The sequence below is a fragment of the Pseudomonas sp. L7 genome (assembly GCF_046605565.1).
Classification (GTDB): Bacteria; Pseudomonadota; Gammaproteobacteria; order Pseudomonadales; family Pseudomonadaceae; genus Aquipseudomonas; species Aquipseudomonas wayambapalatensis.
Genome location: NZ_CP176784.1, coordinates 5,342,772 through 5,363,310 on the forward strand (window position 1 = coordinate 5,342,772; position 20,539 = coordinate 5,363,310).

General features: G+C 63.9%; 20 protein-coding genes. 8 read left to right on the forward strand and 12 right to left on the reverse strand.

Annotated features, from left to right (window positions below):
- The first annotated feature begins 30 nt into the window (after nt 1-30).
- A complete protein-coding gene (locus ACK3BK_RS24375) occupies nt 31-780 on the forward strand; it encodes an NRDE family protein (protein WP_186665531.1) in 750 nt (249 codons plus the stop codon).
- A 72-nt stretch (nt 781-852) separates the two neighbouring features.
- Here the strand turns inward: ACK3BK_RS24375 and ptsP are convergent, their stop codons facing one another.
- Both ptsP and ACK3BK_RS24385 read right to left on the reverse strand, forming a co-directional pair.
- Nucleotides 853-3,126, reverse strand: a complete 2,274-nt coding sequence (gene ptsP / locus ACK3BK_RS24380; protein WP_186710667.1) for a phosphoenolpyruvate--protein phosphotransferase — start codon at nt 3,124-3,126, stop codon at nt 853-855.
- A gap of 22 nt (nt 3,127-3,148) precedes the next feature.
- Nucleotides 3,149-3,628 (reverse strand): RNA pyrophosphohydrolase, encoded by a 480-nt coding sequence (locus ACK3BK_RS24385; RefSeq protein ID WP_029614755.1) that lies wholly within the window; start codon nt 3,626-3,628, stop codon nt 3,149-3,151.
- Nucleotides 3,629-3,772: 144 nt separating this feature from the next.
- Here ACK3BK_RS24385 and ACK3BK_RS24390 point away from each other — a divergent pair, with 144 nt between their 5' ends.
- Nucleotides 3,773-4,429 carry an HAD family hydrolase gene (locus tag ACK3BK_RS24390; protein WP_186665529.1) on the forward strand — a complete coding sequence of 219 codons (657 nt, stop codon included), beginning with the start codon at nt 3,773-3,775 and terminating at the stop codon, nt 4,427-4,429.
- 54 nt (nt 4,430-4,483) lie between these two features.
- On the opposite strand, the gene ACK3BK_RS24395 is transcribed toward ACK3BK_RS24390, so the two are convergent.
- Together ACK3BK_RS24395 and ilvA are read right to left on the reverse strand one after the other, a co-directional pair.
- Nucleotides 4,484-4,909: a DUF2269 domain-containing protein gene (locus ACK3BK_RS24395; RefSeq protein ID WP_288376419.1), complete on the reverse strand. Its 426-nt coding sequence runs from the start codon at nt 4,907-4,909 to the stop codon at nt 4,484-4,486.
- 94 nt (nt 4,910-5,003) lie between these two features.
- Nucleotides 5,004-6,518 carry a threonine ammonia-lyase, biosynthetic gene (gene ilvA, locus ACK3BK_RS24400; protein WP_186665527.1) on the reverse strand — a complete coding sequence of 505 codons (1,515 nt, stop codon included), beginning with the start codon at nt 6,516-6,518 and terminating at the stop codon, nt 5,004-5,006.
- A 134-nt stretch (nt 6,519-6,652) separates the two neighbouring features.
- Here ilvA and rpiA point away from each other — a divergent pair, with 134 nt between their 5' ends.
- Nucleotides 6,653-7,327 (forward strand): ribose-5-phosphate isomerase RpiA, encoded by a 675-nt coding sequence (gene rpiA / locus ACK3BK_RS24405; RefSeq protein ID WP_054891125.1) that lies wholly within the window; start codon nt 6,653-6,655, stop codon nt 7,325-7,327.
- 135 nt (nt 7,328-7,462) lie between these two features.
- Here rpiA and ACK3BK_RS24410 read toward each other — a convergent pair whose 3' ends face one another.
- The 4 genes from ACK3BK_RS24410 to ACK3BK_RS24425 form a co-directional block, all read right to left on the reverse strand.
- Entirely contained in the window at nt 7,463-8,368 is a 906-nt protein-coding gene (locus tag ACK3BK_RS24410; protein ID WP_186710665.1) for an SdiA-regulated domain-containing protein, read from the reverse strand.
- A gap of 88 nt (nt 8,369-8,456) precedes the next feature.
- Nucleotides 8,457-9,377: an SdiA-regulated domain-containing protein gene (locus tag ACK3BK_RS24415; RefSeq protein ID WP_186665524.1), complete on the reverse strand. Its 921-nt coding sequence runs from the start codon at nt 9,375-9,377 to the stop codon at nt 8,457-8,459.
- Between the two features lie 156 nt (nt 9,378-9,533).
- Nucleotides 9,534-10,199 (reverse strand): fumarylacetoacetate hydrolase family protein, encoded by a 666-nt coding sequence (locus tag ACK3BK_RS24420; protein WP_186710664.1) that lies wholly within the window; start codon nt 10,197-10,199, stop codon nt 9,534-9,536.
- 28 nt (nt 10,200-10,227) lie between these two features.
- Nucleotides 10,228-11,625: an FAD-binding oxidoreductase gene (locus tag ACK3BK_RS24425; protein WP_186666094.1), complete on the reverse strand. Its 1,398-nt coding sequence runs from the start codon at nt 11,623-11,625 to the stop codon at nt 10,228-10,230.
- Nucleotides 11,626-11,797: 172 nt separating this feature from the next.
- Between ACK3BK_RS24425 and serA the strand changes: the two genes are divergently transcribed.
- Entirely contained in the window at nt 11,798-13,027 is a 1,230-nt protein-coding gene (gene serA / locus ACK3BK_RS24430; RefSeq protein ID WP_054891120.1) for a phosphoglycerate dehydrogenase, read from the forward strand.
- A gap of 119 nt (nt 13,028-13,146) precedes the next feature.
- Here the strand turns inward: serA and ACK3BK_RS24435 are convergent, their stop codons facing one another.
- The gene (locus tag ACK3BK_RS24435) at nt 13,147-13,623 is read right to left on the reverse strand and encodes a DUF4399 domain-containing protein (protein ID WP_186710663.1); all 477 of its coding nucleotides are present in this window, start codon (nt 13,621-13,623) and stop codon (nt 13,147-13,149) included.
- Nucleotides 13,624-13,854: 231 nt separating this feature from the next.
- Between ACK3BK_RS24435 and ACK3BK_RS24440 the strand changes: the two genes are divergently transcribed.
- On the forward strand, nt 13,855-14,334 hold the full coding sequence (locus ACK3BK_RS24440; protein WP_186665519.1) for a substrate-binding periplasmic protein: 480 nt from the start codon (nt 13,855-13,857) through the stop codon (nt 14,332-14,334).
- 94 nt (nt 14,335-14,428) lie between these two features.
- Here ACK3BK_RS24440 and ACK3BK_RS24445 read toward each other — a convergent pair whose 3' ends face one another.
- Together ACK3BK_RS24445 and ACK3BK_RS24450 are read right to left on the reverse strand one after the other, a co-directional pair.
- Nucleotides 14,429-14,920: a DUF523 domain-containing protein gene (locus ACK3BK_RS24445; protein ID WP_186665517.1), complete on the reverse strand. Its 492-nt coding sequence runs from the start codon at nt 14,918-14,920 to the stop codon at nt 14,429-14,431.
- Complete coding sequence (locus tag ACK3BK_RS24450; RefSeq protein WP_186711714.1) at nt 14,907-15,539, reverse strand: 2OG-Fe(II) oxygenase; 633 nt, start codon at nt 15,537-15,539, stop codon at nt 14,907-14,909. Before ACK3BK_RS24450 ends, ACK3BK_RS24445 begins: the two co-directional genes overlap by 14 nt.
- A gap of 113 nt (nt 15,540-15,652) precedes the next feature.
- Here ACK3BK_RS24450 and ACK3BK_RS24455 point away from each other — a divergent pair, with 113 nt between their 5' ends.
- On the forward strand, nt 15,653-16,405 hold the full coding sequence (locus tag ACK3BK_RS24455) for a DUF2059 domain-containing protein (protein ID WP_186665515.1): 753 nt from the start codon (nt 15,653-15,655) through the stop codon (nt 16,403-16,405).
- On the opposite strand, the gene ACK3BK_RS24460 is transcribed toward ACK3BK_RS24455, so the two are convergent.
- A complete protein-coding gene (locus tag ACK3BK_RS24460) occupies nt 16,398-17,327 on the reverse strand; it encodes an alpha/beta hydrolase (protein WP_186711710.1) in 930 nt (309 codons plus the stop codon). The genes ACK3BK_RS24455 and ACK3BK_RS24460 overlap by 8 nt on opposite strands.
- 112 nt (nt 17,328-17,439) lie before the next feature.
- Here ACK3BK_RS24460 and ACK3BK_RS24465 point away from each other — a divergent pair, with 112 nt between their 5' ends.
- Together ACK3BK_RS24465 and ACK3BK_RS24470 are read left to right on the forward strand one after the other, a co-directional pair.
- Entirely contained in the window at nt 17,440-18,003 is a 564-nt protein-coding gene (locus ACK3BK_RS24465; RefSeq protein ID WP_411383480.1) for a DUF6436 domain-containing protein, read from the forward strand.
- Nucleotides 18,004-18,096: 93 nt separating this feature from the next.
- Nucleotides 18,097-20,463 carry a penicillin acylase family protein gene (locus tag ACK3BK_RS24470; RefSeq protein WP_186711711.1) on the forward strand — a complete coding sequence of 789 codons (2,367 nt, stop codon included), beginning with the start codon at nt 18,097-18,099 and terminating at the stop codon, nt 20,461-20,463.
- Nucleotides 20,464-20,539 lie beyond the last annotated feature (76 nt).

Consider the following 20,539-nt stretch of genomic DNA (forward strand, 5'->3'; position numbering starts at 1 on the left):
TAGAGTGGCACAAAACACTGAGGCCACCCCATGTGCCTGATCGTATTCGCCTGGCGGCCGGGGCACGCCCTGCCGCTGATCGTCGCGGCCAACCGCGACGAGTTCTATGCCCGCCCTACCCAGGCGCTCGCCCCCTGGGACGATGCCCATGGCGTACATGCCGGGCGCGACCTCGAAGCCGGCGGCACCTGGCTGGGTATCGGCCCGGCCGGGCGTTTCGCGGCGCTGACCAATATCCGCGACCCTCGCCAGCCGCTCGGGCCACGCTCGCGCGGAGAACTGGTGGCGGCCTTCCTGCAGGGAGACCTGGGCGTCGAGGCGTATCTGGACCAGGTTGCCAGCCGCAGCGCGCAGTACTCGGGGTTCAACCTGCTGGTGGGCGATGGCGAGCGGCTAGGCTATCTGCACGCCCGCGACCCGGCGCCACGGCTGCTGTCACCCGGCGTGTACGGGCTGTCCAACGCCGGGCTGGATACGCCGTGGCCAAAACTGGTGAAGGCGCGCTCGGCGCTGGGCCAGGCGCTGGAATCGGCAGACCCGCAGCAGCTACTGGCGCTGCTGGCCGATGGTGGGCAAGCACAAGATGGTGAGTTGCCGGAGACCGGCGTAGGGCTGGCGACCGAGCGGTTGCTGTCGAGTGTGTTCATTGCCAGCCAGAATTACGGGACGCGGGCAAGTACCGTGCTGATTGTGGATGATCAGGGCAGAAGGCGGATGATCGAGCGCAGTTTCGGGCCCTTTGGTGGGCATCTAGGGGAAGTGGAACTGAATCTCGTGTGACATCTCAGGCCCCTTCGCGGGCAAGCCCACCCCTGTGGGAGCGGGCTTGCCCGCGAAGGGGCCTGTGAACCATCAGAGGCTCTTGTTAGGTCCGATCATCCGCGCCAGCCCCAGGTTCTTCAGCGCCAGTTGCAACGAGCTGTGGATAACCTGCGGGTTGTCATGGGTCATGGCTTCGGTCAGCAGCTCGCGGGCCTTGCTCATGTTGATCTGACGCAGCATCCACTTCACCTTCGGCAGGTTGGTGGCGTTCATCGACAGGCTGTCGAAGCCCATCGCCATGAGCAGGATCGCCGCTGCCGGATCACCGGCCATCTCGCCGCAGATACTCACCGGCTTGCCTTCGGCGTGGGCATCGCGCACCACGGTCTGCAAGGCTTGCAGCACCGCGGGATGGAGGTAGTCGTACAGGTCGGCGACCCGCGGGTTGTTGCGATCGACCGCCAGCAGGTACTGCGTGAGGTCGTTGGAGCCGACCGAGAGGAAGTCGACCTGACGCGCCAGTTCCTTGGTCTGGTAAACGGCAGCCGGAATCTCCACCATCACGCCAACCGGGGGCATCGGCACATCGGTGCCTTCGTCACGCACTTCGCCCCAGGCACGGTGGATCAGGTGCAGCGCCTCTTCCAGCTCATGGATGCCAGAAATCATCGGCAGCAGGATACGCAGGTTGTTCAGGCCCTCGCTGGCCTTGAGCATGGCGCGGGTCTGTACCAGGAAGATTTCCGGGTGGTCGAGGGTGACGCGAATGCCGCGCCAGCCGAGGAAGGGGTTTTCTTCCTTGATCGGGAAGTAGGACAGCGCCTTGTCACCGCCGATGTCCAGCGTGCGCATGGTCACCGGCAGCGGGTGGAAGGCCGCCAATTGCTCGCGGTAGATCGCCAGCTGTTCCTTTTCGCTGGGGAAGCGCTGGTTGATCATGAACGGCACTTCGGTGCGGTACAGGCCCACGCCCTCGGCGCCACGCTGCTGGGCCCGGGCCACGTCGGCCAGCAGACCGGTGTTGACCCACAGCGGCATGCGGTGGCCGTCGGGGGTGATGCACGGCAGCTCGCGCAGGGCATCGAGCCCCTGGGCCAACTGGCGTTCTTCCTCGACCACGTCGCTGTACTGCTTGCGCAGCACATCGCTGGGGTTGGTGTAGGCCTCGCCCTTGTAGCCGTCGAGAATCATCTCGATGCCATCGACCTTGGAATACGGCAGGTCGACCAGGCCCATCACCGTCGGGATGCCCATGGCCCGGGCCAGGATCGCCACGTGGGAGTTGCCCGAGCCCAAAACCGACACCAGGCCGACCAGCTTGCCTTCCGGCACTTCGCCGAGCATCGCCGGGGTCAGCTCCTCGCTGACCAGGATGGTGTTGTCGGGGTAGACCAGCGTCTGCGAGCGGGCCTCCTGCAGGTAGGCCAGCAGGCGGCGGCCGAGGTCCTTGACGTCCGAGGCGCGCTCGCGCAGGTAATCGTCATCCATCAGCTCGAAGCGGCTGACGTGCTCGCCGACCACCTGGCGCAGCGCGCCCTGGGCCCACTGGCCGGTCTTGATGACCTCGGCCACTTCGCCACCGAGGGCGGCATCTTCGAGCATCATCAGGTACACATCGAACAGCGCACGCTCTTCGGGGCGCAGCTGGGTCGCAAGCTTCGCCGACAGCTTGCGCATGTCGGCGCGCACCCCTTCGAGGGCGTTGTTGAAGAGTTTGAGCTCGCCGTCGATGTCTTCGACGGTCTTGTCCGGGACCACTTCGAGGTCGGCAGGCGGCAGCATGACCACCGCGCGGCCGACGGCAGCGCCCGGCGAGCCCGGTACACCGACGAAACGTGCTTCCTGGATACCCTTGCCCTGGCGGCCCAGGCCGCGTATCGAGCCGGTGGCCTCGGCGTGGGCGATAACCCCGGCAAGCTGGGCGCTCATGGTCACCAGGAAGGCTTCTTCGCCTTCATCGAACTGGCGCCGCTCCTTCTGCTGGATCACCAGTACCCCGACCACGCGACGGTGGTGGATGATGGGGGCACCAAGGAAGGAGGCGAAGCGTTCCTCGCCGGTTTCGGCGAAGTAGCGGTAGCGCGGGTGATCCGCCGCGTTCTCGAGGTTCAACGGCTCCTCGCGGGTGCCGACCAGGCCGACCAGGCCTTCGTTGGGGGCCATGCTGACCTTGCCGATCGAGCGCTTGTTCAGGCCTTCGGTGGCCATCAGCACGAAACGGTTGGTCTCCGGGTCGAGCAGGTAGACCGAGCATACCTGGCTGCCCATGGCCTCCTTGACGCGCAAGACAATGATACCCAACGCCGTCTTGAGATCTTTGGCGGAGTTCACTTCCTGGACGATCTTGCGCAGCGTATTGAGCATGGCTCGGGGTCGGACTCCGTCGTCAGTCGCGCGTCAACAGGCGCGGGGCTAGCTCTTTCAGGGCGCGGCGATACACCTCGCGCTTGAATGTCACCACCTGACCCAGCGGATACCAGTAGCTGACCCAGCGCCAGCCATCGAATTCCGGTTTTCCGGTCAGGTCCATCCGCACCCGCTGTTCGTTGCTTACCAGCCGCAGCAGGAACCACTTCTGCTTCTGGCCGATGCACAGCGGCTGGCTGTGCGTGCGGACCAGGCGCTGGGGTAAACGATAACGCAACCAGCCTCGGGTGCAGGCAAGAATTTCCACATCCTCGCGTTCCAGGCCAACTTCTTCGTTCAGCTCGCGGTACAGGGCATCTTCTGGGGTTTCGTCAGGGTTGATGCCACCCTGTGGAAACTGCCAGGCATCCTGGTTGATCCGCCGAGCCCATAGCACCTGCCCGGCATCATTCGTGAGAATGATCCCGACATTGGGGCGAAAACCATCCGGGTCGATCACGGCAGCAACCTCGAAAACGCATGTCACCGCATTGTTCCACAAAGCTTGCGAGCGCAGCAACGCACCCGCCATAGCTTATGTGCAGCGAGGTGAAAACTCCGTATTCTGCGGGACTTCTTCCCGGAGGCTTCTGCGAGAAAACCCATGCGCCTGGCTTTATTCGACCTGGACAATACCCTCCTCGGCGGCGACAGCGATCACGCCTGGGGTGACTACCTGTGTGAGCGGGGCATCCTCGACCCCATCGCCTACAAGCAACGCAACGACGCCTTCTATCAGGATTACCTCAACGGCACCCTGGACCTGCAGGCCTACCTGGCGTTCTCGATGGAGATCTTCGCCGCCACCGAACCTGCCCAGCTCGACCAATGGCACCGCGAATTCATGCGCGACTGCATCGAGCCGATCATCCTGCCCAAGGCGCTCGCCCTGCTACAGCAGCACCGCGAGGCTGGCGACAAGCTGGTGATCATCACTGCCACCAACCGCTTCGTCACCGCGCCCATCGCCCGCCGCCTGGGCGTGCGTACCCTGCTGGCCACCGAATGCGAGCGTGATGGCGAGCGCTACACCGGGCGTAGCACCGATATACCCTGTTTCCGTGAAGGCAAGGTGACGCGCCTGAAGCGCTGGATGCTGGAGAACGGCTACGACCTGGAAGACAGCTACTTCTACAGCGATTCGCTGAATGATCTGCCGTTGCTGGAGCAGGTGACGCACTCGGTGGCGGTGGACCCGGACCCGAAGCTGCGTGCAGAGGCCGAGCGGCGCGGCTGGCCGGTGATTTCGTTACGCGATTGAGATCGCGGGGCTCTCTTCAATGGGTTTACCCGTGAAAAGGGCCCCGCAGACGCATCAGACCGGCTTGGCCCCCATCAATCCTGCAATCGACAGGAAGCACACCCCACTGAACACCGCCAGCGCCAGCGTCAGACGCAGCCCGGCAGGTTCGGCCTTGCGCAGGCGGTTCAGCCGCACCAGCAGCCACCACACGGCGAAAGCGCCCAGGGTATAGAGGATGCTGGAGGCCAGCACCCAGGTCTGGCCCAACGGCCAGCCGACCAGGTGCACCAGCCACCAGCCGGTGAACGGCATGCTCAGCAGGCACAGCCCCATCACCAGCCAGACGAATACCAGCGGCCGACGCAGCAGTTTGGCGTAGGCCTCGGCATCGCCCTGGCGGCGGGCACGCAAGGTCCAGGTCGCCAGGCCCAGCGCACCGAGGATCAACAGTGCGGTGGCGAGGATATGCAGGGTCTTGAGGGTGGTCAGGTGTTCCATCGCGTGCGGGTCCTTGAAAGACTTTTTTCGGCCTCATCGCGGGACAAGCCCGCGCCTACAGGTAAGGCGTTGCCTTCATGCCAAGCGTAGCCGCTCAACCCAGGAACAGCTTGTACGCCGGGTTATCGGTTTCATCCCAGTAGGGATAGCCGATCTTGGCCAGCGCCTCGGGCACCAGGTGACGCTCGTCATCCGGCACCTGCAGCCCAGCCACCACACGACCATCCGCCGCGCCGTGGTTGCGGTAGTGGAACATCGAGATGTTCCAGCGCCCGCCCAGCTTGTTGAGGAAGTTGAACAGCGCCCCCGGCCGCTCAGGGAACTCGAAACGCAGCACCAGCTCATCGCTGGCCGCCGCCGAGTGGCCGCCGACCATGTGACGGATATGCAACTTGGCCAGTTCATTGTCGGTCAGGTCGGTTACCGGGAAGCCCTGCTCGGTCAGGTGCTGAACCAGGGCGGCGCGCGGGTCGGTCTCTGGATGGGTCTGCACGCCGACGAAGATGTGCGCCTCTTTGTCGGCGTGGTAACGGTAGTTGAACTCAGTGATCTGGCGCTTGCCGATAGCCTCGCAGAAGGCCTTGAAGCTGCCCGGACGCTCCGGGATGGTCACGGCGATGATCGCCTCGCGCTTTTCGCCCAGCTCGGCGCGCTCGGCCACGTGACGCAGGCGATCGAAGTTGACGTTGGCACCGGAGTCGATGGCCACCAGCGTCTGCCCCGAGACACCGGTCAACTCGACGTACTTCTTGATGCCCGCCACGCCAAGAGCGCCGGCAGGCTCGGTGATCGAGCGGGTATCGTCGTAGATATCCTTGATTGCTGCGCAGATCTCATCGGTGCTGACAGTGACCACCTCATCGACATGATCCTTGCAGATATCGAAGGTGTGCTGGCCGATCTGCGCCACAGCGACACCGTCGGCGAACAGCCCCACCTGCGGCAGCACCACACGCTCGCCCGCAGCCATGGCGGCCTGCAGGCAATTGGAATCGTCGGGCTCGACACCGATCACCTTGATCTCGGGGCGCAGGTACTTCACATAGGCTGCGATCCCGGCAATCAGCCCGCCACCGCCGACCGGCACGAAGATCGCGTCCAGGCGGCCCGGGTGCTGGCGCAAAATTTCCATGGCCACGGTGCCCTGCCCGGCGATGGTGTGGGGATCGTCGTAGGGATGGATGTAGACGAAGCCCTTCTCTTCGACCAGCTTCAGCGAATAGGCCAGCGCCTCGGGGAAGGAGTCGCCGTGCAGCACCACCTTGCCGCCACGCGAGCGCACACCCTCGACCTTGATCTCCGGCGTGGTCTTGGGCATCACGATGGTCGCCTTGATGCCCAACTCCCGCGCAGCCAGGGCCACGCCCTGGGCATGGTTGCCGGCAGAAGCGGTGACCACGCCGCGCGCCAGCTCCTCGGCGCTCAGTTGCGCCAGCTTGTTGTACGCCCCGCGGATCTTGAAGGAGAACACCGGCTGCAGGTCCTCGCGCTTGAGCAGGATCTGGTTGCCCAGGCGCTTGCTCAGTTGCCCGGCGTTGTGCAGCGGGGTTTCGACAGCGACGTCGTAGACGCGCGAGGTGAGGATCTTCTTGACGTACTGTTCGAGCATCTTGGAAACATCACTGGGCCGCGGGACAAGGGCTGGAAGTCTACCCCAGCGCCCTGTCGGGCGACCACAGCAAAGCCGCCGGACTCGTTATACTAGGCGACTTCAGAAAACCTCCCGCCCCTCTCGGAGCCCGCATGACCCAGGACCAACTCAAACAGGCCGTCGCCCAGGCCGCTGTCGACTTCATTCTGCCCAAGCTGGATGAAAAGAGCGTCGTCGGCGTCGGCACCGGTTCGACCGCCAACTTCTTCATCGACGCCCTGGCCCAGCACAAGACCGCCTTCGACGGCGCCGTCGCCAGCTCCGAGGCCACCGCACAGCGTCTGAAGGGTCATGGCATTCCGGTCTATGAGCTGAACAGCGTCAGCGAGCTGGAGTTCTACGTCGACGGCGCCGACGAGAGCGATGCGCACCTGAACCTGATCAAGGGCGGCGGTGCGGCCCTGACCCGCGAGAAGATCGTCGCGGCAGTGGCCAAGACCTTCATCTGCATCGCCGACGCCAGCAAGCTGGTGCCGGTGCTCGGCGCCTTCCCGCTGCCGGTCGAGGTGATCCCGATGGCCCGCAGCCACGTGGCGCGCCAGCTGGTCAAGCTGGGCGGCGACCCGGTGTACCGCGAAGGCGTGGTGACCGACAACGGTAACGTCATCCTCGACGTGTACAACCTGCAGATCACCAACCCGGTGGAGCTGGAAAGCCAGATCAATGCGATCGTGGGCGTGGTCACCAATGGCCTGTTCGCGGCGCGTCCGGCAGACTTGCTGCTGCTGGGGACTTCAGAAGGCGTGAAGAGCCTGAAGGCCGAGTAAACCGGCCTGTTGGAGCAACTGTCTTGTTCAGAATCTAAAGGCCAGCCCAATCTCCCTGTGGGAGCGGGCTTGCCCGCGAATAGGCCAGCACTGACACAACAAAGACCACTGCCCCCACAGAGCCCTGAACTACACCTATTCAGCCGATTGCCTGAACACATAGAACAGGTTCGGCTCACTCACCAGGTAAATGGTCCCGGCATCGTCCATGGCGATCCCCTCAGCCTGCGGCACTGTCTTCTTCAGGCCCTGATACCCCTTGCGCAATGACAGGGTGCTCAGCGGCCGCCCCTTCACATCCAGCTCCAGCACCAGCCGTGATTCGTCCGACAGCGCCAGCAGATGCCCGCTGCGTTCATCGAACTGCAGGCTCGACAGGTCGCGCACGAACAACCGCGAATCGCGCTTGCGGTCCTGCACCACATGCACCGCATAGGGCTGCTCCGGATTGTCATGTGGGAAGCCGTGCACCTCGTAGATCAGCATCGGGTCACGCTCCTTGGCGACGAACAGGCGCTTGCCGGCAGAGTCGTAGGCCAACCCCTCGAAGCCCTTGTTGCCGTTCAGGCCGATGCCCAGGGTGAGCTGTTCGGCGTCGTTGGCGTCGAGAAACAGCGTGTCGTCGTCCAGGCGCACACGGATCAGGCGCTGCTGACGCTCATCGGTGATCACGTAGCTGTTCGGCCCGACGTACTCCACGGCCTCGGGATCACCGAAACCGGTCAGCGGCACACGGCGCAGGATGCGCCCGTCCAGCGAAAGCTCGATGAGCTCGGAGCGGGCGTTGGTGACGGTGAACAGGGTCTTGCGGTCAGGATCGTAGGTGAGCGCCGAGACATCGTCGTCCAGCCCCTCGATGGGCTGCGCCTCGATCACGACCTGGTAACGGTCCAGGCCGATGCCTTGCTCGGTCGGCTGCCACCAGCTCTTGAGGTTGAACCAGCCGCGCTCGAACAGGCGGAACTCGTGCCCCGCCACGCCAAGCACCGCCAGCACGGAGAAAGCCAGAAGAAAGAGAAACGAACGAAGATGACGGCGCATGAAGAGGACTCGACGGAGGATGCCGAATCTAATCATTCATAGCTGAAATAAAGCTTAAGGCCATCATCAGAGAATTCCGATAATCCTGTCAGTGCTTCTTGAAGCGATAGAACAGCGCGGGCTCGCTGACCATGTACAGGTTGCCCTGATCGTCCATGGTCACACCTTCGGCCCGAGGCACACGGCTGCCCAGGCCGTTGAACGCCCCGAGCAAGGTCATGAAGCTGACCTGTTCGCCCTTCTCGTCCAGCTCCAGCAGCATGTTCGAGTCAGCCGACAGCACCAGCAGGTGGCCCGTGCGTGGATCGACCGCCAGCGCCGACAGGTTGCGCAGGTCCAGCTCGTCACTGGGCAGTAGCTGCTTGTCGCCCTTGAGCGGCCCGCGACCGTCGGTGCTCCAGGCAAACAGACGCGGCGGACGCTCTTCGCCGATGATCAGGCGCTGGCGCAGCGAGTCCCAGGCGATGGCCTCGAAGCCCTTGTTGCTCTTGACCGACTTGCCCAGGTCATAGCTGGGGAAGTCGTCGTGATTGAGCGTCGAGGTACTCGCGTCCACCTTTACCAGCGTCAGGTCATGGTTGCGCTCATCAACGATCGCGATCAGCCCGTTTTCCAGCACGGCAAGGCCTTCAGGATTTTCCCAACCCACCAGCGGAATCTTGCGCAACACGTCGCCATCGAGCGTGAGTTCGACCAGGAAGGGGTTCTTGCCCATCACTGCAAACAGCGTGCGGGTCTGCGGATTGAACGACAGGTCCGAGGCTTCGTCGTCGTCCATGCCCGGCAACGGCTTGGCGTCGATGTCTACCAGGTAGTCCGGCAGCCAGACGCTTTCAATGCGCTCGGCACGGCTCTCGAAACGCTCCTTGACCCATAGCAAGCCACGGTCGTCCCAGTGCATGGCGATGGCCACCCCATAACCGATCACCGCTGCCACAGCCAGGGCGAACGGCCAGCGCAGGTAGAAACGACGCTTGGTGGAAGCTGGGGCGCTGGAGGGTGCTGGCATGCAGGGGGTCCTGGGTAAATGGGCGAAGACCCGCGCATTATCCAGATGCGGTGTGAAAAAAACGGTAAATCGTTCGCGGGTAAAACCGCTCTCACAAGGCTGTACAAATCCCTGTAGGAGCGGGTTTACCCGCGAAAAGGACGACCCGCAGTCAGATCAAAGCACGCGGCTCTCGAAGCGGCTGACACCCGGCAGCTCAAGCACCAGCTCATCACCGACATTGAACGGCCCGACACCGGCCGGAGTACCGGTGAGAATCACGTCACCCGCCTGCAGGGAGAAGTGCGCAGCGATGTGCTGGATGATCGGCACGATAGGGTTGAGCATCATTGCGCTGTTGCCATCCTGGCGCACTTCGCCATTGATGGTCAGGCGTACCGGAATGTCGGTCACGTCCTCGAAGCTGGATGCGGCGACGAACGGCGGCAATACACAGGCGCCGTCGAAGCTCTTGGCCAGCTCCCACGGCAGGCCCTTCTCCTTCAGCTTGGCCTGTACGTCACGCAGGGTCAGGTCCAGGGCCGGGGCGTAGCCGGAAATGGCATCCAGCACCTCTTCGACTGTCGGCTTGGTCGACAGTGGCTTGCCCAGCAGCACGGCAATCTCGGCCTCGTAGTGCACCGAACCGCGGTCGGTCGGGATCTTGAAGCCGCCTTCCAGTGGCACCACGCAGCTGCCGGGCTTGATGAACAGCAGCGGCTCGCTGGGGATGGGGTTGTCCAGTTCCTTGGCATGCTCGGCGTAGTTGCGGCCGATGCACACCACCTTGCCCAGCGTGAAGTGGATGCGCGTGCCGTCTACGTACTGGTGCTGGTAACTCATGGGGCCGACTCCTCTGGATACTGCTTTCTTATTCAGGTGCGAAGATCTTACCCGGATTCATGATGCCGTTCGGGTCGAACACCGCCTTTATCGCTTTCATGCAGGCGATTTCATCTGCCGAGCGGCTGTAGCCGAGGTAGTCCCGCTTGGTCATACCCACGCCGTGCTCAGCAGAGATCGAACCGTTGTAGCGCTCGACGATCTCGAACACCCATTTGTTGACCTTGGTGCAGGAGGCGAAGAAATCGTCCTTGCTCATGTGATCGGGCTTGAGGATGTTCAGGTGCAGATTGCCGTCGCCGATATGCCCGTACCAGACGACTTCGTAGTCGGGGTAGTGTTCGCCGACCACCGCATCGATATCACGCAGGAACGCCGGCACCTTGGAGACGGTGACGGAAATATCGTTCTTGTAGGGCGTCCAGTGGGAGATGGTCTCGGACAGGTACTCACGCAGCTTCCACAGGTTCTTCAGCTGCGTCTCGCTCTGGCTCATCACCCCATCGAGCACCCAGCCCTGCTCGACGCAGTGCTCGAAGGTGGCCAGGGCTTCGTTGGCCACTTCCTCGGTGCTGGCCTCGAACTCCAGCAGCGCATAGAAGGGGCATGGCGTGTCGAACGGCGCCGGCACGTCGCCGCGACCCATGATCTTGGCCAGGCCCTTGTCGGAGAAGAACTCGAAGGCGGTCAGGTCGAGCTTGCCCTGGAAGGCGTGCAGCACCGGCATGATCGAGTCGAAGTCCGGCGTGCCGAGCACCATCGCCGTGAGGTTGCGCGGCGCGCGGTCCAGGCGCATGGTCGCCTCGACCACGAAGCCCAGGGTGCCCTCGGCACCAATGAACAGCTGGCGCAGGTCGTAGCCGGTGGCGTTCTTGATCAGGTCGCGGTTGAGCTCCAGCAGTTCGCCCTTGCCGGTGACCACCTTCAGCCCTGCCACCCAGTTACGGGTCATGCCGTAGCGAATGACTTTGATCCCGCCGGCATTGGTGCCGATATTGCCGCCAATCTGGCTGGATCCGCTCGAGGCGAAATCGACCGGGTAGTACAGGCCCTGGTCCTCGGCGAACTGCTGCAACTGGCGGGTGATCACGCCCGGCTGGCAGACCACGGTGCGGTCGAATTCGTTGAAGGCGAGAATCTGGTTCATCTGGTCGAAAGCCACCACGACTTCGCCATTGGCAGCGACCGCAGCGCCCGACAGGCCGGTGCGTCCGCCGGACGGCACCAGCGCGACCTTGTGGCGGTTGGCCCAGCGCACGATGGCCTGGACTTGCTCGGTGGTCTTGGGCAGGACGATGGCGGTCGGCGCCGGCGGGTAGTGCTTGGTCCAGTCCTTGCCGTACGCTTCGAGCGAGGCGGGGTCGGTCAGGACCTTGCCAGGGTCGACCAGGGTCTTCAGCTCATCAATTACCGCAGCGTGGGTCATCGCCAGAACTCTCGAATGATTCATAGTCACCCTGAGCACTCTTCACCTGTCGGGATAAGCTCAGACGGTGTCGCGTATGCTAGCATAGCCCTCCCGTCGATCGTGCTAAGGCCCGTCGCCGCGCCGCTTTGCCCCCCTCGCCATTTTTTCTCCGGGATACAGGTTTACGCAGATGAGCAAGACTTCTCTCGACAAGAGCAAGATCAGGTTCCTTCTTCTCGAAGGCGTCCACCAGAATGCTGTGGACACCCTCAAGGCTGCCGGGTACACCAACATCGAGTACCTCACTGGCTCACTGCCGGATGCGCAACTGAAGGAAAAGATCGCGGACGCCCACTTCATCGGCATCCGCTCGCGCACTCAACTGACTGAAGAAGTCTTTGACTGTGCGAAGAAACTGGTCGCGGTCGGCTGCTTCTGCATCGGCACCAACCAGGTTGACCTGAACGCGGCCCGCGAGCGCGGCATCGCGGTGTTCAACGCGCCGTACTCCAACACCCGTTCGGTTGCCGAACTGGTGCTGGCCGAAGCCATCCTGCTGCTGCGCGGCATTCCCGAGAAGAACGCCTCCTGCCACCGCGGTGGCTGGATCAAGAGCGCGGCCAACTCCTTCGAGATCCGCGGCAAGAAGCTCGGCATCGTCGGCTACGGCTCGATCGGCACCCAGCTGTCGGTTCTGGCCGAAAGCGTCGGCATGCAGGTCTACTTCTTCGACCCGCTGACCAAGCTGCCTCTGGGCAACGCCACCCAGGTCACCAGCCTCAACGAACTGCTGGGCCTGGCCGACATCGTCTCGCTGCACGTGCCTGAGCTGCCATCCACCCAGTGGATGATCGGCGAGAAGGAAATCCGCGCGATGAAGAAGGGCTCGATCCTGATCAACGCCGCCCGTGGCACCGTGGTCGAACTGGATCACCTGGCTGCCGCGATCAAGGACAAGCACCTGATCGGCGCCGCCATCGACGTGTTCCCGGTCGAGCCGCGCTCGAACGACGAAGAGTTCGAAAGCCCGCTGCGTGGCCTGGACAACGTGATCCTGACCCCGCACATCGGTGGTTCGACCGCCGAAGCCCAGGCCAACATCGGCCTGGAAGTGGCCGAGAAGCTGGTCAAGTACAGCGACAACGGTACGTCCGTATCCTCGGTCAACTTCCCTGAAGTGGCCCTGCCGGCGCACCCGGGCAAGCACCGCCTGCTGCACATCCACGAAAACATCCCGGGCGTACTCAGCGAGATCAACAAGGTCTTCGCCGAGAACGGCATCAACATCTCCGGTCAGTTCCTGCAGACCGACGAGAAAGTGGGTTACGTGGTCATCGACGTCGACGCCGAGTACTCGGACCTGGCGCAAGAGAAACTGCAGCACGTCAAGGGCACCATCCGCTCGCGCGTCCTGTTCTGAGCCTGATGGCTGCATGAAGAAGGGAGGCCCTGGTGGCCTCCCTTTTTTTGCCTGCGCGATCCGAGCGTTCTGCTTCGCGGTCGAATCGGGGCGCCGAAGCGCCGCGAAGCTTCCAGGCGTCACTTCACATTGACGGTGATCTTCTTCGACTCGACGCTTGGCTTGAACGGCACATGGTACTGGTCGCCCAGCACCAGTTGCAGGGTGTGCTTGCCCGGGGTCAGGGTGATGGTCGCCTCGGTCTGCGCCTTGCCGAAGTGCAGCACCTGCGGCCCGGCTGGCAGGGGTTGGTTGCCCTCAGGCATCAGGCTGGTCGGCAATGGCTGGTCAGCTACAGGCGCCTTGTCGACATCCACCAGCAGGTGATGGTGCCCGGAGTGCGGGGTCTGGTCGCCAGCCGGCTTGAGCGCGATACCCTCGATGCCGAACTTGACGGTGAAGGTCTTGTCGACCGTGGCGCCATCGGCCGGGGAGACGATGAAGACCTTGGCGTCTTTCGGTGGTTCCTGGCTTTTCAAGGCATCGGCAGCGCTGGCAAACAGCGAGGCCCCCATCAGCAGACCGGCAAGGGCAGCACGCGACACTGGGCTTTTCATTCACTTCTCCTGTCATTCACTTCAATTGACCGCTATCACTTAAACGAAGCGAGGTGGTACTTCACCATAGTCCAGTTACCGGCCCGCAGGTTCAAAAATGCCGGCATGAAAATTTCAGCGACGGCGTAAACCTAAGCACGATGTCGGGGTCATAGGCTGCGTTCGACCGCGGCAAAACAAGAAAGCCACGGCGAATGACATTCATCTGCCGAGATATAAAAAGGGATATTCATGCGTTTGACCATTGGCCTACTGCTGGCAGTACTCATCAGCCCCCTGGCCCAGGCAGAGCTGATCGACGAAATCAACGACCGGGGTGAACTGCGCATCGCCGTGCAAGCCAACAATGCCCCCTACGCCTTCAAGGAAAACGAGCACCTGACCGGGTTCGACATCGAGTTCGGCCAAGACCTGGCCCGCGAGATGGACCTGCGCGCGGAATTCATCGAGGCGCCCGCCGACGAAGTGCTGACAGGCGTGGAGAGTGGCAAGTACGACATCGCATTGACACCCGCGAGCGAACAGCCTGCGACTGAAAGCGCGCTGGATGCCAGCCAGACGTTTGGTGAGAAGAAGCTGGTGATCCCGTTCCAGAAGGACAATCCGGCCTTCGAGAGCACGCTGAACAATGCCCTGCAGCGGCTCAAGGACAGTGGGCGGATGGCGGAGCTCGAGCAGAAGTGGTTCGAGAAGACGGCGGCGCAGCAGTGATATCGCGGCGTTCTCTTCGCGGGCAAGCCCGCTCCCACAAGGCCTGTGGTGAGCCCGTAGGAGCGGGCTTGCCCGCGAAGAGGACGACACCGAACTACCCGAGTGCCCGTTGCGCCTCATCCAGCTCCAGCTCGCTGAACACCAGCACCCCTTCCCGGCGCAACAGCGCAGCAACGACACCCTCCCCCGGCACCTTCACCCCGCTGAAACTGCCATCGTAGGTCAGTCGGTTACCGCACGACGGGCTACCGGACTTGAGCACCGCAACCCGAATCCCATGCCGCCGCACCAGCGCCAGGGCCTGCCGAGCGCCGCCCAGAAAGGCCGCACTGACATCCTCGCCAGCCACGGTCAGAACCTGAACCTGCCCATCGAGCACCTGGCCACCCTGCCCGCCCTGGATCTCCGCCGGCGGTCGCGGCGTCGGCAAGCCACCCGCCACCTCCGGGCACAAGGGCACTACACGCCCCTCGGCCTGCCATTGCTTGAGCAGATCGGGGTGGCCGCTGTCGCGTCCGTCATAGCGCACCGGCTGCCCCAGCAGACAGGCACTGACCAGTACCTTGGGCGACTCAGAAGGGATCATTGCCACGGCGCCGGAACCAGCCTGTCAGTGACAGGCGTTCGCGATTGGCCGGCAGGACTTCATGCGGGACTTCACCCGACAGGAACACCACCAGGCTGCCGGCCTCGGGCTGGACGTCATGCTCGACGTCGTCGGCAAGGAACATCCGCAACTGCCCGCCGTCTTCGGCTTGCCAGCGCTCATTGAGATAGAGCACCACCGACACCATGCGCCGGTCGTCGTCGCGGAAACGGTCAAGATGCCTGCGGTAGAAGGCGCCCGGCGGATACAGGGCGAAATGACACTCGAAGTCTTCCAACCCCAGGAACAGCCCTTGGTTGATCGCCTGGCGCAGGTTGTCCATGAGCTCAAGGTAGCGGTCGCAGGCCTCGGCCTGGCCGGGGTCGATCCACTGGATCTGGTCGCCACGGATCGCCTCGCGCACCTCCTGGGCCGCCCCCCTGCCGACACCTGCGGGGCTCAGTTCGCCCTCGGCATGGCGCCTGCGACACTCGGTGGCCAAGGCGCGGGCCAGCTCGAGCGGCAGGAAAAGTGCCTGCTGCGACCAGCCACGGGTGGCCAGGTCGTCGACGATGATCGACAGCAGCGGATGTTCGGGAGAGGTATGCATGGCGCGCATCATATCCATTAGCCATGAGCACGGACAGCGCCACTTGGCCGAGAAGCGCGCTGATATCTCGACAAAGGCGTACCACCCCACGGACAATAGCGGCCTGCCGACAGGAGTCCTGAATGCGCCGTTTGTTTTCCCTGCTTGTGCTGATGATCTGCACCATGCCTGTCTGGGCAGACAGCCTCGACCAACTGTACAAGGCCGCCGGCTGGCCCGACCAGCGCGCCCACTTCAATGACGCCATCGGGGCCGCCCAGCAGCGCTACCGCAACAGCCTGCCGCCCGCGGTTTTCCAGGCGCTCGTCGACAACAGCAACCAACGCTTCCAGGCCCAGGCGATGGATCAACGCGCCCAGGCCCAACTGCGCGCCAACCTGAAGAACCCGGCGCCGGCGCTGGCGTTCTTCCAATCGCCACTGGGGCGCAAGGTGGTTGCCGCCGAGCTGCTGGCCACGCGCAAGGACCAATTGGCCAAAAACGCCAAGGGCCTTCCCCGCATCCAGGCCAGCGACAACCGTCTGCTGGCCATCGGTCACCTGGCCCAGGCCCTGCCCGCCCGCGAAGCGGGGGCCGAGGTCAGCCTGGCGATCGCCGGAGTTGCCGCCGACAGCCTCAGCTCGATGATCCCCGGCCTGTTCGGCAGCGGCCAGGCCCAGGGCCTGCTCGATGGTCAGCGCCAACGCTTGATGAACGAGATTGGCGAAGACCTGAACAACACCTTGTTGTATGTCTACCGCGAACTGTCCGACGACGAGCTGGAAGCGTTCGCCACCTTCGCCGAATCCGCAGAGGGCAAGGCCTACTACAGCGCCGCGCTGGCTGCAGTGCGTGCGGGGCTGGCCGTCGGCCAGAGCAGCGCCAACCTCAAGTGAGCAGGCGCTGGTCGAGAAAGTTGAAGTAGCGCTGGCGGATATCCGGCAGCTCGTTGGCCAGGTGATGCCGCGCCTCGGGCAGCAGGAGAATCTGCGGCTCGGCGAACTTCTCCTTCAGCACCCTGAGGTTGTAGGGCCAGTCCACCGTGCCGTCCGCCTCGCCCTGGACGATCAGCGGCCGACGCCGACTGTGCGGCGCCGCCTCGATGCGCTTGATCCAGGCCATCAGCGCGCCCACCCATGCCGTCGGCAGGCGCCGCGGCTGCAGCGGGTCAGCCTCGAGGAACGCGAGAAACGCCGGGTCGTTGGTATTGGCGCTGAAGCGTCGCTCGATACCATCGACGAAATGACGCAGCACCCGATAACTCAACTTCGACCAGTGCCAGGCCCGCGGCCGCACCAACGGCGCCAGCAGGATCACCTGGCCGTCGGCCGGGCTCTGCTCGCCGCAGTGCAGCAGATGATCGACAACGATGGCCCCACCCGTGCTCTGCCCGCACAGGTGCCAGGGCCGTGGCAGGTCGAGCCTGCGCGCTTGCTCGAAGAGGGCATCGAGCACCTGCTGGTAGACCGCGAAGTCGGCGATGCTGGCCCGCTCGCCGCTGGACAGCCCATGGCCGGGCAGGTCACAGCCGATCACCGCGAAGCCCTGCTGCAGCGCCCAGCCAATCACATGACGATACAGCCCCATATGGTCGTAGTAACCATGCAGCAGGAACAACGTCGCCACCGGCGCATCCGGCAGCCACACCTGCCCCACCAGGTCGAAACCCGCCACACTGAAGGCGCCCAGCCAGCTTTGCGCCGGCAGGTCGAGGCCATAGAAGCGCTGGTAGTCGAGGGCCTGGGCCGACAGTGGCTGGCGCGCCGCCAGCGGGGCAAGGCTGGTACGCAGCAGGTCGGGGTCAAAGGGTGACGGCATGGAGACATCCACAATGGCGCGAGTATTGATCTGCGATATTCAGCTCTGAGCCCGGTCATGGCAAGCTGGCGTCCCCTGCAGAAGCGGTCGTGTCGTTTTCTACGGAATCACCATGCGAATTTTTACCACGCTGCTCACCACCCTGGTCTGCACCGCCCTGCTGTGGTGGGCCTACGACAGTTTCCAGTCCCGCTACCTGCGCACCTTCGACAACCAGGCCACGCTGTTCGACGGCAGCCAGTTGCAACTGCCCGCCGAGCTCGCAGGCCCTGGCCCGATCCGCGTCGTGCACTTCTGGGACCCGGCCTGCCCTTGCAACGTCGGTAACCAGCAACACCTGGCCGAGCTGATCGAGCACTTCGCCGCACAGGGTGTGACCTTCCATGTACTGCAAAAGCCTGGCAGTCACGGCCAACTACCCGCCAACCTTGGCGCCTTGCAACCCGTCGGCGACCTGCCCGGCAGCGAATACCTGCCTGCGTCCCCGGCCGTGGCGATCTGGGATCGCAAGGGCCAGCTCGCCTATTTCGGCCCTTACAGCGAAGGCGCAGTGTGCAACTCCAGCAACAGTTTCATCGAGCCGGTGATCCAGGCGCTGCTGCAAGGCCGTCAGGTACAGGCCTCCAATGCCCTGGCCAGCGGCTGCTATTGCCCCTGGCAGAAAGAAGCGCAGTAAAGGGCAGACCTGTCACGCCGGGAAGGCTATTCTCAACGCGTTTTGCGGTGTTCAGCAGCCGCTCGCCCCCTCGTCAACGGCACAAGGAATTCTATGAAGCGCAGCCTCACTCTGCTTGCCATCGTCGTGGCCGTAGCCGCGGGTGCCGGTTACTGGTACGTGCACGGCAAGCTGCCGCAGCGCGAGGGCGAAGTGGCTATCACCGGCTTGAGCGCACCGGTCAGCGTGCGCTACGACGAACGCGGTGTACCGCATCTACAGGCGCAGAACGAGCCTGACCTGTACCGCGCCCTGGGCTATGTGCACGCCCAGGACCGGCTGTTCCAGATGGAACTGGTGCGCCGCCTGGCACGTGGTGAGCTGGCCGAAGTGCTGGGCAGCAAACTGGTGCCCACCGACACCCTGTTTCGCAGCCTGCGCATCCGCGAGCAGGCGGCGCGGATGGTCGAGCGCCTGGATCACCAGTCACCGTCCTGGCTCGCACTGCAGGCCTACCTGGACGGCGTGAACAGCTGGCAGGCCAGCCATCCCAAGCCGGTGGAGTTCGACGTCCTCGGTATCCCTGAACGCCCCTTCACCGCCGAAGACACCCTGAGCATCGCCGGCTACCTGGCCTACAGTTTCGCCGCCGCCTTTCGCACCGAACCTGCGCTGACCTATATCCGCGATCAGCTCGGCCCCGACTACCTGAAGATCTTCGACCTCGACTGGCAACCTGACGGAGCTCTGCACCCGGCCCTTGCCGCCAACGACTGGCGCGCACTCGAAGGCCTGGCCCGGCTCAGCCACCAGGCGCTTGGCGACGCGGGTATTCCGCAGTTCGAAGGCAGCAACGCCTGGGCTGTCGCCGGCAGCCATACCCGCAGTGGCCGCCCGCTGCTGGCGGGCGATCCGCATATCGGCTTCGCAGTACCTGCAGTGTGGTACGAGGCTGAACTGTCGGCGCCCGGCTTCAACCTCTACGGCTATTTCCAGGCGCTGAACCCCTTCGCCCTGCTCGGTCACAATCGCGACTTCGGCTGGAGCCTGACCATGTTCCAGAACGACGACGTCGATCTGATCGCCGAGAAGACCAACCCCGCCGACACCAACCAGGTCATGGTCGATGGCCAATGGCGCGCGCTGGAGACAACCGAGCAGCAGATCGCGGTCAAGGGCGAAGCTCCGGTGACCATCACCCTGCGTCGCTCGCCCCACGGGCCGATCGTCAACGATGTGCTCGGCGAAACCGCAGGGCAAACCCCTGTCGCCATGTGGTGGGCCTTCCTCGAAACCGAAAACCCCATCCTTGATGCCTTCTACCAGGTCAACCGCGCCGACACCCTGGGCAAGATGCGCGAGGCCGCGGCGAAGATCCAGGCACCGGGGCTGAACCTGGTCTGGGCCAACGCTCGCGGTGACATCGGCTGGTGGGCCTCGGCGCAATTGCCGATTCGTCCGGACGGGGTCAACCCGGCGTTCATTCTCGACGGCAGCACCCACCAGGCCGACAAGCTCGGCTTCTACCCCTTCAGCGCCAATCCCCAGCAGGAGAATCCGCCCAGCGGCTACATCGTCTCGGCCAACTACCAGCCCCCGGCCGCCATGCCGATCCCCGGGTATTACAACCTGCCCGACCGTGGCCGCCAGCTGGATCGTCGACTGGCCGACCCGCAAGTCAAATGGGATGTGCAGAACAGCCAGGCGCTGCAGCTGGACACCAGCACCGACTACGGCCCCCGCACCTTGGCGCCGCTGCTCAATACCTTGCGTGCGATCGCCGAGGGTGACGAACAGAAGGAACTGGTCGAACAACTGGCCGCATGGCGCGGCGACTATCCACTGGATTCGACCAGCGCCACGCTGTTCAACCAGTTCCTCTACGAGCTGGCGTTCGCGGCCCTGCATGACGAGCTGGGCGACACCTGGTTCCAGGTGCTGATCAGCACCCGCGCCATCGACGCCGCACTACCTCGCCTGGCCGCCGATGCCGACTCACCCTGGTGGAACCTGCGCGGCGGCCACGACCGCACCGACCGCACCGCCATCGTCCGCCAGGCCTGGCAACGCAGCCTGGCGCATCTGCGCGAGCTGTACGGCAGCGACCCGGCCGACTGGCAATGGGGCAAGGCCCACACCCTCACCCATAACCACCCGCTGGGTCAGCAGAAACCGTTGAACCTGCTGTTCAATGTCGGCCCCTTCGCCGCACCGGGCACCCATGAGGTGCCGAACAACCTGTCGGCGAAGATCGGCCCGGCGCCCTGGCCGGTGAACTACGGGCCTTCGACCCGACGCCTGATCGACTTCGCCGACGCCGGGCAAGCGCTGACCATCAACCCTGTAGGCCAGAGTGGCGTGCCGTTCGACCGCCATTACTCGGACCAGGCCGAAGATTATGTACAGGGGCGGTATCACAAGGCGCAGATGGGGGTGATTCCGGCGCGCAGTACCTTGCGCCTGGTGCCACCGGGGCAGTGAGCGCGCTGCTGTCGAAAAGCTCACCACCAGAGCAGCCCTAACATGACCAGTTTCACAACCCTTCACACTGCGAACA